Source organism: Bartonella sp. AU16XJBT, from assembly GCF_028618665.1.
Classification (GTDB): Bacteria; Pseudomonadota; Alphaproteobacteria; order Rhizobiales; family Rhizobiaceae; genus Bartonella.
In genome coordinates, this window is the sequence record NZ_JAQITF010000001.1 from 218,056 (window position 1) to 236,191 (window position 18,136).

The 18,136-nt window shown below is 38.5% G+C and carries 14 protein-coding genes; 8 read left to right on the forward strand and 6 right to left on the reverse strand.

Translation table 11 applies throughout. The annotated features are described in order from the left end of the window. Positions 1–504: 504 nt before the first annotated feature. From PVV66_RS00755 to dapF, 6 genes are all read right to left on the reverse strand, one after another. Entirely contained in the window at positions 505–993 is a 489-nt protein-coding gene (locus tag PVV66_RS00755) for a hypothetical protein (RefSeq protein WP_273717409.1), read from the reverse strand. A gap of 2 nt (positions 994–995) precedes the next feature. Further along, a complete protein-coding gene (gene gloB / locus PVV66_RS00760; protein WP_273717408.1) occupies positions 996–1,757 on the reverse strand; it encodes a hydroxyacylglutathione hydrolase in 762 nt (253 codons plus the stop codon). A gap of 65 nt (positions 1,758–1,822) precedes the next feature. Further along, entirely contained in the window at positions 1,823–2,509 is a 687-nt protein-coding gene (locus PVV66_RS00765; RefSeq protein ID WP_273717407.1) for a septation protein A, read from the reverse strand. Next, positions 2,506–3,774 (reverse strand): signal recognition particle-docking protein FtsY, encoded by a 1,269-nt coding sequence (gene ftsY, locus PVV66_RS00770; RefSeq protein WP_273717406.1) that lies wholly within the window; start codon positions 3,772–3,774, stop codon positions 2,506–2,508. The genes PVV66_RS00765 and ftsY overlap by 4 nt, the downstream gene beginning before the upstream one ends. Before the next feature lie 14 nt (positions 3,775–3,788). Beyond that, positions 3,789–5,072 (reverse strand): tRNA (N(6)-L-threonylcarbamoyladenosine(37)-C(2))-methylthiotransferase MtaB, encoded by a 1,284-nt coding sequence (gene mtaB / locus PVV66_RS00775; protein ID WP_273717405.1) that lies wholly within the window; start codon positions 5,070–5,072, stop codon positions 3,789–3,791. Then, the gene (dapF, locus tag PVV66_RS00780; protein WP_273717404.1) at positions 5,072–5,923 is read right to left on the reverse strand and encodes a diaminopimelate epimerase; all 852 of its coding nucleotides are present in this window, start codon (positions 5,921–5,923) and stop codon (positions 5,072–5,074) included. The genes mtaB and dapF overlap by 1 nt, the downstream gene beginning before the upstream one ends. 227 nt (positions 5,924–6,150) lie before the next feature. Between dapF and PVV66_RS00785 the strand changes: the two genes are divergently transcribed. The 8 genes from PVV66_RS00785 to lpdA all read left to right on the forward strand — a co-directional run bounded on the left by PVV66_RS00785 (position 6,151) and on the right by lpdA (position 17,285). After that, positions 6,151–6,696 carry an AprI/Inh family metalloprotease inhibitor gene (locus tag PVV66_RS00785; protein WP_273717403.1) on the forward strand — a complete coding sequence of 182 codons (546 nt, stop codon included), beginning with the start codon at positions 6,151–6,153 and terminating at the stop codon, positions 6,694–6,696. Positions 6,697–6,794: 98 nt separating this feature from the next. Next, complete coding sequence (gene zapE / locus PVV66_RS00790) at positions 6,795–7,994, forward strand: cell division protein ZapE (RefSeq protein WP_273717402.1); 1,200 nt, start codon at positions 6,795–6,797, stop codon at positions 7,992–7,994. Between the two features lie 288 nt (positions 7,995–8,282). Further along, positions 8,283–9,245, forward strand: coding sequence for a malate dehydrogenase (gene mdh, locus PVV66_RS00795; protein ID WP_273717401.1), 963 nt, complete (start codon positions 8,283–8,285; stop codon positions 9,243–9,245). A gap of 91 nt (positions 9,246–9,336) precedes the next feature. After that, positions 9,337–10,533 carry an ADP-forming succinate--CoA ligase subunit beta gene (gene sucC, locus PVV66_RS00800; protein ID WP_273717400.1) on the forward strand — a complete coding sequence of 399 codons (1,197 nt, stop codon included), beginning with the start codon at positions 9,337–9,339 and terminating at the stop codon, positions 10,531–10,533. Positions 10,534–10,536: 3 nt separating this feature from the next. Beyond that, the gene (gene sucD / locus PVV66_RS00805) at positions 10,537–11,439 is read left to right on the forward strand and encodes a succinate--CoA ligase subunit alpha (RefSeq protein ID WP_273717399.1); all 903 of its coding nucleotides are present in this window, start codon (positions 10,537–10,539) and stop codon (positions 11,437–11,439) included. A gap of 164 nt (positions 11,440–11,603) precedes the next feature. After that, the gene (locus PVV66_RS00810; protein WP_273717398.1) at positions 11,604–14,603 is read left to right on the forward strand and encodes a 2-oxoglutarate dehydrogenase E1 component; all 3,000 of its coding nucleotides are present in this window, start codon (positions 11,604–11,606) and stop codon (positions 14,601–14,603) included. A 32-nt stretch (positions 14,604–14,635) separates the two neighbouring features. Then, entirely contained in the window at positions 14,636–15,847 is a 1,212-nt protein-coding gene (gene odhB / locus PVV66_RS00815) for a 2-oxoglutarate dehydrogenase complex dihydrolipoyllysine-residue succinyltransferase (RefSeq protein WP_273717397.1), read from the forward strand. 31 nt (positions 15,848–15,878) lie between these two features. After that, positions 15,879–17,285, forward strand: coding sequence for a dihydrolipoyl dehydrogenase (gene lpdA / locus PVV66_RS00820; RefSeq protein ID WP_273717396.1), 1,407 nt, complete (start codon positions 15,879–15,881; stop codon positions 17,283–17,285). Positions 17,286–18,136: the final 851 nt, after the last annotated feature.

Below are 18,136 nucleotides of genomic sequence, written 5' to 3' on the forward strand. Positions count from 1 at the left end.
GATGATTTTTAATAGGGTCATGCCTCTCACGAAGAATAGAACGTCATTGGGTTGTTAATTCACGCGCTTGTTTTTACTTGTTTTTAAAATACATCTTTCAACGCTTCCAAGTTCATTTCGTGATGGTGCCCCGTGAGTGGTGTAATTATAAAGCCTCACTAAGAATATAAAATTACAGAGTACCTCTATTTTTTGGCTTATCAAGAAACAAGCTGCATCATTACACAGTTTGCTAACTCCCAAGGTGGTACTAAAGTCTTTGATACTTAAGACAATTCATAAAAGGTATTTTTATTGTAGAGCTTCACTCCACATGTCCCTCTTCCCGCTGTAAGGTACAAGCAGATGGTTTTGATTGATTTAACATGAGAAAACTTAGAAATAAGAGAATCTTACGATATTCGTGCTCCTTATTTGATATGTAAAATAGTTAATTATCATTATAAATCAATATCTTGACCAATTATAGTAATGAAATGATATTTTTTGTCGTTTCATAATTGATTAGTTTCTCAGAATCAGTTCTTCACAACTCCCTAAAAGATTCGTTATTTTGTAAAAATGTTTCTTAACAAATTCAAAATTGTTTAGAGATATAACAGGCTTCTCAGGTGAATATTCCTTTTCGGGTAGAAATACAAGACGCATTGATATTCTTTCAAGTGTTAAGGTTCCAGCAGCGAACTCTTTAGGTGTGAGATTATTTTCTTTTAAAATACTCACGATTTTTGGTTTACTAGAAATATAGGCAGTGTAATTTTCAATATTAGAGTGAACATTAGAATGATAAGTGATAGGATCATTTTTTGTTTTTGGAAGTAAATTTTTACATTCTTGTTCAATTTTTTCTAACTTTAAAAGAAAAGTTTCTGTTAAGGGATAATTGCCGATGACAGGTGATATAAAAAAAGAATCATCAGTATTCTGTCTTGTATCTTGAGCATATGATACAAAAGGGAAAAAAAAGAAAAAGCACAATGCAAGTTTAAACATGACTAAAAATTATCTTTTCTTTTTCGAATTTCTGCAAAAACTTCTTCATCTGTAGAGTCTTTCATTGAAAGATTTTTTCTGATTGCTTGATTATCCCAGCGAAGAAAGGGGTTTGTTGCTTTTTCTTGTCCTAAAGTGACAGGGAGAGTCATGGCATTTTTTGCGCGTAATGAAAAAACTTCTTCTGCTCTTTGTTGAAGTTTTGGATTATGTGGATCAAGTGTCAATGCAAAAAGAGCATTATTTTTTGTGTATTCATGTCCACAATAGAGAAGTGTTTCATCAGGAAGTTGACGAAGTTTTTTTAGAGAATTTAGCATTTGTACTGCTGTTCCCTCAAATAGACGCCCACAGCCAAGTGAAAAAAGTGTATCTCCAGCAAAGAGTAATTTTTTTTCAAGAAAATAATAGGATAATGCTCCTAAAGTATGGCCAGGTGTTGAGAGAGCTAAAAGTATGTGAGAACCAAAGAGAAGTTTCTCATCAGGTTGAAGTGTTTGATCGAGATGATGAATTTTTTCTTTTTCTGCTTCTGGTCCGATAACCGTAGCGTTGTACACTTGTTTTAATTCTGCTACGGCTTCTACATGATCATAATGATGGTGAGTCACAAAAATAGTGTGAAGTTCCCAATTACGACGCTTTAAAACATTGTGAATTGCTTTGCTTTCAGGAGCATCCATTGCGGCTGTCATACCGCTTTTTTCATCATGAATGAGTACACCAAAATTATCTTTTCTACAAACAAACTGCTCAATCAACATGTTTTTTCTCCTGAACAGTATATCTATCAATAAATACGTAAAGTAATCTGTCGTCGTGAATTTGTTTAAGAATTAGATTTATCCTCTTCTGTAAAAAGCCCTTGTGAGTGTTTTAGTATAAGAGGCATTTGGGTAAGCATGAAAAGAACTGTTATAGGCATGACGCCAAATACTTTGAAACTCGTCCAAAAATTATCGCTAAAATTACGCCAAATGATTTCATTCAAAAGGGCAAGAAAAACGAAAAAAAACGCCCAACGATAGGTGAGTTTTTGCCAGCCTAAATCATCAAGTTTTAAGGTAGAGTCAAGAGCATAACGTAAAAGTGGTTTTTTAAAAAACATTCCACCAAAAAGTATAAAAGCAAATAAGCTGTTAATGATTGTTGGTTTCATCTTTATGAAAGTTTCATTATGAAGCCAGAGCGTTAAAAAGCCAAAAACGAGAACAAATATTCCCGAAATAAGAGGCATAATAGGAATTTGTCTTGCAAGGATCCATGATAAGCTTAGAGAAATAATAATCGCTACCATAAAAATAGCTGTTGCAGGGAAAATGGGTTTACTAAAATTTTGAAAAAATTCAATTTTTTTTATCAACCATTCTCCCTTATAATTGGCAAAAAAGAAGGCGACCAATGGTCCCATTTCTAAGAGAAACTTAAGTGTTGGGGAGAGGGAAGTTTTTTTATTATTATTCATATTTTTCTCAGAATTATTGTGTGAACTAGGGTTAGATAAAGGTTGTTTCATACATGTTTTCCTACGATAGTTTCGGCAAAGTCAGAAGCAGAAAAGGGTTGAAGGTCTTCAATATTCTCTCCTACACCGATAAAATAAATGGGTAATTTATATTTTGCTGCGATAGCGACAAGAATTCCTCCTCGTGCAGTCCCATCTAGCTTTGTCATGACCAAACCATTAACACCAGCAATATCACGGAAAATCTCCACTTGGCTGAGTGCATTTTGTCCGGTTGTTGCATCAAGCGTTTGAAGGATTGTATGGGGCGCTTGGGGGGAGTGTTTTCTTAAAACACGAATAATCTTTGCCAACTCATCCATCAATTCAGATTTATTTTGTAAACGCCCGGCCGTATCAATAATTAATACATCACTGTTTGCTTTTTTTGCTTTTTCAAAAGCATCAAAGGCTAAACTTGCGGCATCTGCACCCAATTTGGTTGAAATAACAGGAGAATCGGTACGTTTACCCCAAATATGCAATTGTTCAATCGCTGCGGCTCGGAAAGTATCACCAGCAGCAAGCATAATGTTTAGTCCTCCTTCAGTTAATTTGGCTGCAATTTTTCCAATTGTTGTCGTTTTTCCAGTACCATTTACACCTACCAGCAAAATAACATGAGGCTTATGACTTAGATCAAGTTCTAATGGCATGGCAACAGGTTCCAGAACTTTTTTGATCTCATCAGCGACAATTGTGTGAATGTCATCTGAGGAGAGATCTTTTCCATAACGACTGGAAGCCAAAGTATTTGTGATGCGTGTTGCTGTCTCTAGACCGAGGTCAGCTTGAATAAGAATATCTTCGAGCTCTTGCAATGTCTCTTCATCAAGTTTTCTTTTAACAAAAAGATCGCTGATTGATCCGCTTAGGCGTTGTGAAGAAAGGGCTAGACCTTTTCTAAGGCGTCCAAACCACGCTGTCTTTTTTTGTTCAACAGAGGGTTCAGATAAAGTTTCTTCATTCTTTTTTTCACAAATGGTGTTTGTGACAAGAATTTTGCCATAAGGGGGAATTTTACCAGAAAGGGGGGCTTTATCAGAATGCGACTCTAAAGATTGGAATTTTTCATCACATTCTACAGATCTTAACTTTTGATTTTCTGCTTTTTCTTCTTGTTCTGCATCTGTAGAGATTTGACCGTTTTTTGCCCTTTCATTTTTGTCTTCATTTTCTTCTATTATATCGTTTTTATCAAGAATAGAAATTTGTTCCATTTCCTGATCTTTAGATTTGTTAAAAGAGAATATTTTTTTTATAAAAGATTTTTTCATAAGAGTTTTCCGGCTCAAGCAGCGTTTAATTTTGGAAGGACAGCAATTAATTTATCGCCATCATGGTCAATGATAAGGGCTTGAACAATTGTTCCTGCTTTTGCACCTTTAATTTGTACAAGAGTATAATCTTCTGTTCGTCCAATTTCATCTTTTTCAACGAGAATTGTTTGTTGACTGTTTTGTAAATGAGCAAGATGTTTTTGGTAAGCTTCCTCACCTGCTTTACGCAATCTTTCAGCACGCATCTTAACTATTTTACGGTTGACTTGTGGCATCCGTGCGGCAGGTGTACCTTCTCTTGGACTAAAGGGGAAAACATGAAGGTGGGTTAAATGACAATCTTTGATTAAAGCAAGACTGTTTTGAAACATCTCTTCTGTTTCCGTAGGAAAACCAGCAATCAAATCGGCACCATAAACCATTGTAGGACGTTTGGCACGCAATTCTTGGCAAAATTGAATAGCATGTTCACGCAAATGCCGACGTTTCATCCGTTTTAAAATCATATTATCGCCTGCTTGCAAAGATAAATGCAAATGAGGCATGATCCTTTTTTCATAAGCTAAAAGATTTATGAGTTCTTCATCTGCTTCAATGGAATCAATAGATGAGAGGCGTAATCGGGCTAAGTCAGGGATATGATGCAAAATGGCTGAAGTTAATTTTCCTAGAGTAGCTTTTCCAGGCAGATCGTGACCATAACTTGTAAGGTCAACACCTGTAAGGACCACTTCTTGAATTCCCTCGCCTGTCAGTTTTCTAATTTGCTCTATGACAGCCCCCATGGGAACTGAACGAGATGGTCCACGTCCATAAGGAATAATGCAAAATGTACAGCGATGATCGCATCCGTTTTGCACTTGTACAAAAGCGCGGGTGCGTTCTTGCATTGCACTGACCATATGGGGAGCAATTTTTTGCACTTCCATGATATCATTGATGCGCACCTTTTCGGAATGGTTAATACCAAAATCAGGAAGTTGACGATAAGAATGGGCATGAAGTTTGTCTTCGTTTCCTAAAACGAGATCCACTTCTGTCATCGAGGCAAAATTTTGTGCTTCTGTTTGGGCAGCACAGCCTGTTACAATAATGCGGGCATGAGGATTTTCGCGTCGCGCTTTGCGGATAGCTTGTTTTGCTTGCCGTACGGCTTCGGCAGTGACGGCGCAGGTATTGAAAATAATAGCACCATCTTTAAGCTGGTCTAGCCCTGAAGAAGTGCTTTCTTTGCGAATAATTTCCGATTCGTAGCTATTGAGTCGACAACCAAAAGTTACAATTTCTACTGCCATCAAGAGTTATCCTTTTTGTAGCAGCCTGTTAAAGGATTTAAAAAACCACTAAATTGATATTTTATTGGTCCCGTCATGATAATGTGATCGTCTTCTCGGTAAAAAATATTAAGTATTCCCCCTGGTGAGTTTACATCCATATGGCGCTGTATCAGACCACGTCGATAAGCGGCCACTGCACTGGCACAAGCAGCACTCCCACATGCTTGTGTTAATCCTGCTCCTCGCTCCCATGTACGTAAATTTAGACTTTTCTTTGACGTTATGCAAGCAATGGAAATATTGCATCGTTCCGGAAAAAGGGGATCATGTTCAAGTTTTGGTCCATATTTTTCTAATGGAATATGTTGAATATCATTTTTAACAAAAAAGATAGCATGGAGATTACCAATAGATATAAGGCAAGCATCTTTTAGGGGACCAGCCGTAATGTCTACATGATTTGTATCAACTATTTCACGTGAAACAGGCATTTCTTTTGCATTGAAATTTGGGCATCCCATATCAACAGAGATGAGATTGTCGGCCTGCCGTTTTCCTTCAATAATTCCAGTGGGTGCTTCTAAACGAAAATTTTCACCAAAATTGTGGTCTGTGAGCCATGCAATGACACAGCGGGTACCATTGCCACAAGCTTTAGCCTTTGAACCATCAGCATTCCATATTTCGATGCGGAAGTCGGCTTCGTTCTTTGTTGGGTTGTGGATAGCCATGATTTGATCAAAATGCATTTCGGGATCTGCCGATAAAGCAAGGATTGCTTGTACTGTGAGAGCCTGTGTGCTTTCACGCATATCAGCAACAATAATTTGATTTCCAAGACCGTCCATTTTGCTAAATGGCGTTTTCATGAAATTTCTCTATTTCTAATAATTACTTATCAAGGGATATATGACTGAAAAACTTATAAATTTCTAGTGTTTAATAAATATAAAATTGGATACATAACTGACTTTCATTTAAAATAAGTGATTTTAATCCTGTTTTTTTTAATTTGTTAATTTATCTTTGTCATTATAACGAATATTCACTTAATTTTTTTGTGAGTTTATTTATTGTCGTGGGAGAGAGTACAAATATGGCGTTTTCAAAAATTTCGTTTTTCGTTGCAATGTCAACAGTAATGCTTTTAGGGGGATGTTCAACAATGCGGTTTGACAATAATGACAGTAGCAACGCATTAGAAGTTTTTTATCCATCTCAACAAATGACAACATTGGAAGTGTCTGATGTGTCGTCTGCTTCTTCTTCGATATCTGAAGCTGTAAACGCCTCGATGTATGAGAAAGGAGATGCTCAGAGTGATGGACGAATGGCTAGTCTCGAATTGCCAAGCAATGCCACTGATTTAGTTCCTGCAAGTATTGCTGGGGTATGGAATCTTTCTGTGGGGGGTAAAGTTTGCCGGATTGCAACGCCACAAACAAAGTTTGGACAAGGGTACCGCGCTGGCCCTTTACACTGTCCAGGAATTGCTTCCCAAGTGAGATCGTGGGCTGTTAAAGGAAAAAGATTATATTTTTACAATAATTCTGGACGTGTTATCGTTGCACTTTATTCTTCAAATCTTGATCGTTTTGAAGGACGTACACTTGATGATCATCCCGTTGTTTTAAGCCGTTAGATCATTTTTGACCGTTTATAAAAAAATAAGCTATATGGACAGATTCGTAAAAAGAATTTGTATTTTTCATTGAAAACGGTTGGGAAAAGGTTGTTTGGATGATTCTTGTTTCAACACGCTATAAGGAACTGGTTTCTAAAGGGAAAGTCCGTTTTGATCCAGCTCAATTGGCTGTAACAGAGCACTTTGATCATTTATTAAAAAAAATTTCGGAACAAAATGCTTCTCGTCCTTGGTATTGGATATTTTGGTCTTTTTTAAAAAGAATATTTAAAAAGAAAAGACAAAATTTCGCTCATGTTGCAAAACAAGGAGATGAAAATGATTCTTTTCAAGGGTTATATATTTATGGTGAAGTAGGACGGGGCAAAACCATGCTGATGGATTTGTTCTTTTCTTGTTTGCCTAAGAGCCATAAAAAGCGCGCCCATTTTAATGATTTTATGGCTGATGTGCATGAGCGTATTAATTTTTATCGTCAAGTATCTGGGCGTGAAAAATCTAAACAAGATAATCCTATTTTAGCTGTTGCTGAAGATCTTGCACGAGAAGCAAAGGTGCTTTGTTTTGATGAATTTAGTGTAACAGATATTGCTGATGCTATGGTGTTGGGGCGGCTTATTTCTGCTTTGTTTGATAAGGGAATTTTCTTTATTGCGACTTCAAATGTGGCGCCGGATAATCTTTATTATAACGGTTTAAATCGTGAACTCTTTTTGCCTTTTATTCAAGTTTTGAAAGCATATGTTCGTGTTGTTAATCTTGATGCAAAAACAGATTATCGTCTTGAAAAATCAAATCTACAGCCCGTGTATGTAACACCATTAGGGAAAAAAGCAGATGAATGTATGGATCAAGCATGGGCATTTGTGTTGCAAGGACATAAGGAAATATCTGATGAGCTTTCTATAAGAGGGCGCCTTATTCCTATTCCGCGTTTTGCTGCGGGTTGTGCACGCTTTAATTATCGAGACTTGTGTACAAAACCTTTGGCCGCAGCTGAGTATTTGGTATTAGGGGAGCGTTATCATACGATTTTTATTGATAATGTACCGATCATGGATGATACATGTCGCAATGAAACAAAACGGTTTATTTTGCTTATAGATATTCTTTATGAGCGCCACATCCGGTTATTTATGTCGGCAGCAGCAGGGGTGGAGGATTTGTATAAGGGGCATGCTCAGACCACGGAAACATTTGAATTCCAAAGAACACAGTCACGTCTTTTTGAAATGCAAAGCTATGATTATTTGAAGTTTTGGGAAGAACATTTTCTTTTGAAGAAGAAGCGTTGATTATACTTTTACCTTTACGTAAACTGTAAAAACAATAACTCTTTGAAATTAAAGAAATGTAATAATTCTGTTGTATTTTTTTTAAATTCACTTTATCGATAAATCATGATAATTTTCTAATAGTTGTTTCTGCGGAGGGTTGTTGTTTTTGTAAGGAGAGAAATTTGTAAATTTCATTTATTTACTCCTTTTTATGATATTATTTAAAAATGATTGAAGTCAAAAATATTCAGTTTATGGGCGCTGATGAGTGTGCGCTGAATTATCTGAAAGTTAGGAAAAAATAAAATGGCACGAAAAAAAATAGCTCTCGTTGGTTCAGGTATGATTGGTGGTACCTTAGCACATATTATTGGGTTGAAAGAGCTTGGTGATGTGGTCTTATTTGATATTTCGGAAGGTATGCCACAGGGTAAAGCTCTTGATATTGCTGCATCTTCTCCCGTTGATGGTTTTGATGTCAATTTAAAAGGTGCAAATGCTTATGAAGCAATTGAAGGGTCTGATGTTGTTATTGTAACAGCAGGGGTGGCACGGAAACCTGGCATGAGCCGTGACGATCTTTTGGGTATTAATTTAAAAGTCATGGAACAAGTTGGTGCTGGGATTAAAAAGTATGCACCTTCAGCTTTTATTATTTGTATCACAAATCCTCTTGATGCAATGGTATGGGCATTACAGAAATTTTCAGGTCTTCCGGTGCATAAAGTGGTGGGTATGGCTGGTATTCTGGATTCAGCGCGTTTTCGTTATTTTTTATCTGAAGAATTTAAAGTCTCTGTTAAAGATGTGACAGCATTTGTTTTAGGTGGGCATGGTGATTCAATGGTGCCCTTGGTGCGTTATTCAACAGTTGGTGGTATTTCTTTGCCTGATCTTGTTAAAATGGGTTGGACAACAGAGGAAAGAATTGATCAAATTATTCAACGTACTCGTGATGGTGGTGCAGAAATTGTTAGTTTGTTAAAAACAGGTTCTGCTTATTATGCACCAGCTGCTTCTGCTGTTTCTATGGCTGAAGCCTATTTAAAAGATACTAAGCGTGTTGTGCCTGTTGCAGCCTATCTTTCAGGGGAATATGGGGTTAATGATACCTACGTTGGTGTTCCTGTTGTACTTGGTGCGGGTGGTGTTGAAAGGGTCATTGAAATTGATCTTGATAAAGAGGAAAGAGATGCTTTTGATTATTCCGTCAATGCGGTTAAAAAGCTTTGTGAAGCTTGTATTGCTCTTGTGCCTAGTCTCAAGTAAATAAAACAAGCTTTCGTTCATTAAAATAAAGTATTTTAGAATATTAGAACTTTAGTATTAATAATAATCCATAAAAGAAAGGGACTAATGCATGAATATCCACGAGTATCAGGCCAAACGTCTGCTTCATGAATATGGAGCACCCATTGCCAATGGTGTTGCTGTTTATTCTGTAGAGCAAGCTGAAAAATGGGCAAAAAAATTGCCCGGACCTCTCTATGTGGTTAAAAGTCAGATACACGCTGGTGGTCGTGGTAAGGGTAAGTTTAAAGAACTTGGTCCTGATGCAAAGGGTGGTGTTCGGCTTGCACAATCTGTTGAAGAAGTTGTTGCAAATGTTCAAGAAATGCTTGGAAAAACTTTGGTAACCAAACAAACTGGTCCAGAGGGTAAACAGGTCAATCGTCTTTATATTGAAGATGGTGCTGATATTGAGCGCGAACTTTATCTTTCACTTTTGGTTGATCGTAGTGTTGGTCGGATTGCTTTTGTTGTTTCAACAGAAGGTGGCATGGATATTGAAACGGTTGCTGAAGAGACGCCAGAAAAAATCTTCACACTGCCTATTGAAGTGTTAGAGGGTGTTACCTCTGCTGATTGTGCAAGACTTTGTGATGCATTAGAATTGCGCGATAGTGCACGGGAAGATGGTGAAAAGCTTTTTCCAATTCTCTATAAGGCATTTTGTGAAAAAGATATGAGCCTTTTAGAAATCAATCCGCTTATTGTGATGAAAGATGGTCACTTGCGCGTCCTTGATGCGAAAGTTTCTTTTGATAATAATGCGTTGTTTCGTCATCCAGATATTTTAGAATTACGCGATCTTTCAGAAGAAGATCCAAAAGAAATCGAAGCCTCAAAGCATGATCTTGCTTATGTTGCTCTTGAGGGCACAATTGGTTGTATGGTCAATGGTGCTGGTCTTGCTATGGCAACCATGGATATCATTAAGCTTTATGGAGCTGAACCGGCAAATTTTTTGGATGTTGGTGGTGGCGCATCAAAAGAAAAGGTGACAGCTGCTTTTAAGATTATTACGGCTGATCCAAATGTTAAGGGTATTTTGGTTAACATTTTTGGTGGTATTATGCGTTGTGATGTCATTGCTGAAGGTGTGGTTGCTGCTGTTCGTGAAGTTGGTTTAAAGGTTCCCTTGGTTGTTCGTCTTGAAGGCACGAATGTTGAGCAGGGTAAAGCGATTATCAATGACAGTGGTTTGAATGTTATTCCCGCCGATGATTTAGATGATGCTGCTCAAAAAATTGTTGCAGCCGTGAAGGGAGCTTAAGCGATGTCAATTCTTGTGAATAAAGAGACGAAGGTTCTGGTTCAGGGGCTTACAGGAAAAACAGGAACATTTCATACAGAACAAGCGCTTGCTTATCATGGCACGCAAATGGTCGGTGGTGTTAATCCTAAAAAGGGTGGGGAAACATGGGAAGGTTCAAAAGGTGAAACTCTTCCTATCTTTGCTAGTGTTGCAGAAGCAAAAGAAAAAACAGGCGCAGATGCTTCCGTTATTTATGTTCCTCCAGCAGGGGCTGCGGCAGCTATTATAGAAGCTATTGAAGCTGAAGTTCGTTTAATTATCTGTATTACGGAAGGTATTCCCGTTATGGATATGGTGAAAGTAAAGGCGCGATTAGAAAACTCAAAATCTCGTCTTATTGGTCCTAATTGTCCTGGTATTCTCACGCCAAATGAATGTAAAATTGGTATTATGCCTGGTTCTATTTTTAGAAAAGGCTCTGTCGGGGTTGTTTCACGGTCGGGAACTTTAACTTATGAAGCTGTTTTTCAAACGAGTCAGGAAGGTCTCGGACAAACAACCGCTATAGGGATTGGTGGTGATCCTGTTAAGGGGACAGAATTTATTGATGTGTTGGAAATGTTTTTGGCGGATGATGAAACCCAGTCTATTGTTATGATTGGTGAGATTGGTGGTTCTGCTGAAGAAGAAGCGGCACAGTTTCTGCAAGATGAAGCAAGAAAAGGGCGTAAAAAGCCAGTTGTTGGCTTTATTGCTGGCCGCACGGCTCCTCCAGGTCGTACAATGGGACATGCTGGTGCTGTTATTTCTGGTGGTAAAGGTGGAGCAGAAGATAAAATTGCAGCAATGGAATCAGCAGGGATTCGTGTGTCTCCTTCGCCATCACAGATAGGTAAGACTTTGTTGTCAGTTTTGAATGGCTAAAAGAAAATTTCATCTGGATAAGAATATTTTCTTAATTCAGGTGAAAAAAGCTTGAGTATAAAAAAGTAAAACTTTTTTGAATGTTCGTACCCTCATCTGCTTTGTAAGCATTTAAAGGTCGAAAAGAGATATAAGGAGACGGAATAGATGTTCCGGAGAGGTATATGGCAAGGCAGGACGAGATAAATAGTCTTTTTGCACAGACATCATTTCTTTATGGTGGGAATGCGGATTATATAGATCAACTTTATGCTCAGTATGAAAAAGATCCTACCAGTGTTGATTCACAGTGGCGTGCTTTTTTTGAAGGTCTTCATGATAACAAAGAAGATGTTCTCAAAAATGCTGAAGGAGCAACGTGGCAGCGTGATAATTGGCCATTAAAGCCAGATGGTGAGTTGGTTTCTGCTCTTGATGGTGATTGGTCTTCTCTTGAAAAATATCTTGGTGATAAATTAAAAGAAAAAGCAGTAACAGGGGTTGCTCAAAAGGGAAAAGCTTCTAGTGAACAAGATGTTATTCGCGCAACGCGTGATTCTGTTCATGCCATTATGATGATTCGTGCGTTTCGAGCTCGGGGGCATCTTCGGGCAAAGCTTGATCCTCTTCAATTGGCGGAAAAACTGGAAGATTATAAAGAACTTTCTCCAGAAGCTTATGGTTTTACTCCTGCTGATTATGAACGTCCAATTTTTATTGATAATGTTTTAGGGTTGGAATATGCAACTATTCCGCAAATGCTTGAAATTCTCAATCGTACCTATTGTTCAACAATCGGTGTGGAATATATGCATGTTTCTGATCCCGTCCAGAAAGCATGGCTTCAAGAGCGTATTGAAGGGCGAGATAAAAAAATTGCTTTCACACAGCAAGATAAGAAAGCTATCCTGAATAAGCTTATTCAAGCAGAAGGATTCGAACAGTTTTTAGACACGAAATATAAAGGGACAAAACGTTTTGGACTTGATGGTGGTGAGGCGCTGATTCCTGCTCTTGAGCAGATTATTAAATGCGGTAGTGCTTTAGGGGTGCGGGAAGTTATTTTAGGAATGGCCCATCGTGGTCGTTTAAATGTTCTTTCACAAGTTCTCGCTAAGCCGCATAGAGCCATCTTTCATGAATTCAAAGGGGGATCTTATAAGCCAGACGATGTAGAGGGATCAGGTGATGTTAAATATCATTTAGGAACGACGGCTGATTTGGACTTTGATGGGAATAAAGTGCATTTATCACTTTTGGCTAATCCCTCGCATCTTGAGATTGTTGATCCGGTTGTTATGGGAAAAGCACGTGCTAAACAAGATCAACTTGTGGGACCTACACACACTGATTCACTCCCATTAAGTGAGCGTTCAAAAGTGTTGCCATTGCTTATTCATGGTGATGCTGCTTTTGCAGGACAAGGCGTTATCCAAGAAACTTTTGGTCTTTCAGGTCTTAAAGGTTATCGTGTTGCAGGCTCACTTCATGTTATTATCAATAATCAGATTGGTTTTACAACAGCGCCACGTTTTTCACGTTCTTCGCCTTATCCATCTGATGTTGCAAAAATGATTGATGCTCCTATTTTCCATGTGAATGGTGATGATCCTGAAGCTGTTGTTTTTATTGCAAAAATAGCAATGGAGTTTCGTCAAATTTTCCATAAACCGGTGGTCATTGATATGTTTTGTTATCGCCGATATGGACATAATGAAGGCGATGAACCTTCCTTTACGCAGCCACTTATGTATAAAGCAATTCGTAGTCATAAAACAACACTTCAGCTTTATAGTGATCAATTGATAGCAGAAGGAATGGTTTCTTTAGAAGAGATTGAGCAACAAAAAAAGCTCTGGCGTGATAAACTTGAAGGTGAGTTTGAAGCAAGTGCTTCTTATAAGCCTAATAAGGCTGATTGGCTTGATGGAAGCTGGACGGGCATTAAAGCTTTTAGTCATACTGACGAGCAACATTCTAGAACAACGGGTGTTGAGTTAAAGACTTTAAAGGAAATTGGTCAGAAACTTGTCGAAGTTCCAGCAAATTTTAATGTTCATAAAACGATACAGCGTTTTTTAAACAATCGTGCTAAAATTTTTGAAACGGGTGAGGGGGTTGATTGGGCAACCGCTGAAGCTTTAGCTTTTGGTTCACTTTGTTTAGAAGGAGCGCCAGTTCGTCTTTCCGGTGAAGATGTTGAACGGGGAACTTTTTCACAACGTCATTCAGTTCTTTATGACCAAGAAAATGAAGCGCGTTATATTCCTTTGAATCATTTACAAAAGGGGCAAGCGCTTTATGAAGTTGTTAATTCTATGCTTTCTGAAGAGGCTGTTCTTGGTTTTGAATATGGATATTCTCTTGCTGAACCACGGGGATTAACACTTTGGGAAGCTCAATTTGGTGACTTCTCTAATGGTGCGCAGGTCATCTTTGATCAATTTATTTCATCCGCAGAGCGTAAATGGCTTCGTATGTCTGGTCTTGTGTGTTTATTGCCTCATGGTTTTGAAGGACAAGGACCGGAACATTCTTCTGCACGTCTAGAGCGGTTTCTTCAACTTTGTGCGGAAGATAATATGCAGGTTGCTAATTGTACAACCCCTGCAAATTATTTTCATATTTTGCGTCGACAAATTAAGCGTGATTTCCGTAAGCCTTTGATTTTAATGACACCAAAATCACTTTTGCGTCATAAGCGGGCTGTTTCTCTTCTCAGCGAAATGGGGCCAGAAACGAGTTTCAGTCGTGTGTTGCTTGATGATGCAGAATGTCTCAAAGATTCTATCGTTAAGTTGCAAAAAGATAATAAAATTCGCCGTGTCGTTCTTTGTACGGGTAAGGTTTATTACGACCTTTATGAAGAACGTGAAAAAAAGGGTATCGATGATGTTTATCTCCTTCGTGTTGAACAATTGTATCCTTTCCCTGCAAAAGTTTTGGTGAATGTGTTGTCGCGCTTTTTGCAGGCAGAAGTTTTTTGGTGCCAAGAAGAGCCAAAAAACATGGGGGCTTGGTCATTTATTGAGCCTTATTTGGAATGGGTTTTGACGCATATTAATGCGCAATATTCACGTGCTCGTTATGCTGGACGTTCGGCGAGTGCGTCACCGGCCTCTGGGTTAATGGTGAAACACCTTGAACAACTGACTGCGTTTCTTAAAGACGCGTTAGGTTCTTAATTTGTTACTACTCTGATGTATGGAAAAATATTATGACTACTGAAATCCGTGTTCCTACTTTGGGCGAATCGGTTACTGAAGCAACGGTTGGCAAATGGTTTAAAAAACTTGGCGAAGCTGTCGCTATGGATGAGCCTTTGGTTGAATTAGAAACTGATAAGGTAACCGTTGAAGTTCCTTCTCCTGTTGCTGGGAAATTATCTGAAATCATCGCAAAGGAAGGCGATACGGTTAAAGTCAATGCTCTTTTAGGAGCGGTGGAAGCTGGCAAAGCTGGTGTCTCCCAATTATTTTCGCCTTCTGCTACACCTGTTCCAGCGGCTTCATCTGAATCGGAGAAGTCTGCTTCGAGCAGTACCATGCCTCCCTCACCCTCAGCCGCAAAATTGATGGCTGAAAATAATGTTGCAAAAAGCGATATTTCAGGTTCTGGAAAACGTGGACAAATTCTTAAAGAAGATGTTCTTGGTGGATTAGAACAAAGGACAAGCACTCCTACACCTTCTTCCTCTGTGACGAGCTCTTCTGTAACTCCTGTTTCAGAAATGCGTGAAGAGCGGGTTCGTATGACGAAATTGCGTCAAACAATTGCGCGCCGTCTTAAAGATGCGCAAAATGTAGCAGCAATGTTAACCACATTTAATGAGGTTGATATGTCAGCGGTGATGGATTTGCGCAAGCGTTATAAGGATCTTTTTGAAAAGAAACATGGTGTTAAACTTGGTTTTATGGGATTTTTTACCAAAGCTGTTTGTCATGCATTAAAAGAACTTCCTGCTGTTAATGCCGAAATTGATGGAACAGATATTGTTTACAAAAACTATGTCAATGTTGGAATTGCTGTTGGAACGGATAAAGGACTTGTCGTTCCAGTGGTGCGTGAAGCAGATCAAATGTCATTGGCAGAGATTGAAAAAGAGATTGGCCGTTTGGGACGTCTTGCACGTGATGGAAAATTAGCCGTTTCTGATATGCAAGGCGGAACTTTTACCATTACCAATGGTGGTGTGTATGGGTCGTTGATGTCAACACCGATTTTGAATGCACCACAATCTGGTATTTTGGGAATGCATGCGATTAAAGAGCGAGCAATGGTTGTTGAGGGCCAAGTGGTAATCCGCCCTATGATGTATTTAGCGCTTTCTTATGATCACCGTATTGTGGATGGGCAAGAAGCTGTAACTTTCCTTGTGCGTGTTAAGGAGAGCTTAGAAGATCCAGAACGCCTTGTTCTTGATTTGTAAAATACAGTTTTCAGGATGAAAGGAGAAACGGATGTCTTATGATGTGGCTGTGATCGGAGCGGGTCCAGGTGGTTATGTAGCAGCAATAAAGGCGGCACAACTAGGGCTTAAAGTAGCGATTATTGAAAAGCGTACAACATTAGGGGGAACATGTCTCAATGTTGGTTGTATACCTTCTAAAGCGTTGTTGCACGCTTCAGAAGTGTTTGCTGAAACCCAGCATGGTTTTGAAACGCTTGGTATTTCTGTTGGCAAATCTAAGCTTAATCTTGAACAAATGATGGTTCATAAGAAAGCTGTGGTGACAGCCAATACAAGTGGCGTTTCTTTTTTGATGAAAAAAAATAAAGTTGATACTTTTTTGGGGACAGCCAAAATTTTGAGTGCGGGTCATGTGGAAGTTGTTGCCAGAGATGGTAGTCAGCAAACAATTGAAACAAAAAATATTATTATTGCTACGGGTTCAGAGAGTTCGGGCATTCCAGGGGTAAATGTTGAAATTGATGAAAAGACGATTGTTTCTTCGACGGGAGCCCTTTCACTTGAAAAAGTACCAGCGCGTATGATTGTGGTTGGTGCTGGTGTCATTGGTTCAGAACTTGGATCGGTTTGGAGCCGTTTAGGGGCTAAAGTGACCATTATTGAGTATCTTAATAAAGTTTTGGGCTCAATGGATGGTGAAGTTTCACGTCAATTTCAGAAATTAATGGAAAAACAAGGGATTCAATATAAAACGGGTGCAAAGGTAACAGCTGTCACAAAATCTGATTCAACAGCTCAGGTGAGCTTTGAATCTGTCAAAGGTGGCGAATCTGAAACCTTAGAGGCTGATGTTGTGCTTATTGCGACTGGGCGTTCTCCTTATACGCAAGGGCTTGGCTTAAGTGAGGCTGGTGTTCAGTTAGATGAACGCGGATTTATTGGAATTGATGCCCATTGGCAGACGAATATTCCAGGAATTTATGCGATTGGTGATGTCGTAAAAGGGCCAATGTTAGCACATAAAGCAGAAGAAGAAGGCGTTGCTGTGGCAGAAATTTTGGCAGGTCAAAAAGGGCATGTTAATTTTGATGTTATTCCTAGTGTTGTTTATACGCAGCCGGAAATTGCGAGTGTAGGAAAGACAGAAGAAGAACTGAAAGCAGCCGGTATTGAATATAATGTTGGCAAATTTCCTTTTATGGCTAATGGTCGTGCACGTGCGATGCAAAGGAGTGATGGGTTCGTTAAAATTCTTGCTGATAAAAAAACAGATCGGGTTTTGGGGGGGCATATTCTTGGATTTGCTGCTGGTGAAATGATCCACGAAATTGCAGTTTTAATGGAGTTTGGTGGTTCATCAGAAGATTTAGGCCGCTGTTGTCATGCGCACCCTACCTTATCAGAAGCAGTGCGTGAAGCAGCGTTGGCAACATTTGCTAAACCGCTTCATATTTAAAAATCTTTTAAAAAGTACATTTTAAAAGGCACAAGGCGCAGTAAATATTTGTGAAGCATGCAACCAAAATTTTAGAAAGAATGAAACCAATAGTATGAGGTGTTTCACTTAATTTGTTGTGTGCTTTTCAATAATTGTTGTTTTAGATTTCAGTTGTGCAGTTCTGATTGATTATCTTGTTGTGCACACTCTGTTTAGAGTGATGGTATTTAGTCGCATTTAGTCTATGTAAAGTTTTACATATGAGGTATTTTTATGCTGTTATAAAATATTCAAGATAGGATTTTCAGCCTATTTGCGTGCTTTGTTTTAAGAAAACAGCTCTCAAAACCCTCAAGTCTATTTTGCGAGAGTATGCTTGTGGACGGTATAATCGTAAAGTTTTTCGTGAAGTATATAAAACCCATTATGCACTATTATCTTTATGCTTAATAAAAGGTATAAGTCGGTACCATAAGTTATATTTACGAGCCTTCAATTATACAATTTTTGGTTATTTGAAAGCGTTTATAAGAGGTATTTTTTCTTTTCTTGCTCTTTTATTTACACGGACCTCTTCCGCTTGTGACATGTAAAAGAAATGGTTTTGATTAATTCAATATAAACAGATTTGAAGTGAGAGAATCCTAGGGTATTAGGGCCCTCATTCAACGTGCAAAACAATAAGTTATATTTACAGTTTGTTGGATATTCAGAGCAAAGTTTGCTTATAGCGTTCAATGGAGTGTAAAGCTAAGCGGAAGGTTTTCGATCAGAAGCTGGATTATTTACAGACTATTGTGTTTATAGAAACGATATGTTAATGATTATAAATCAATAGGTTATATATAACATGAATCTCGATGAGAAGA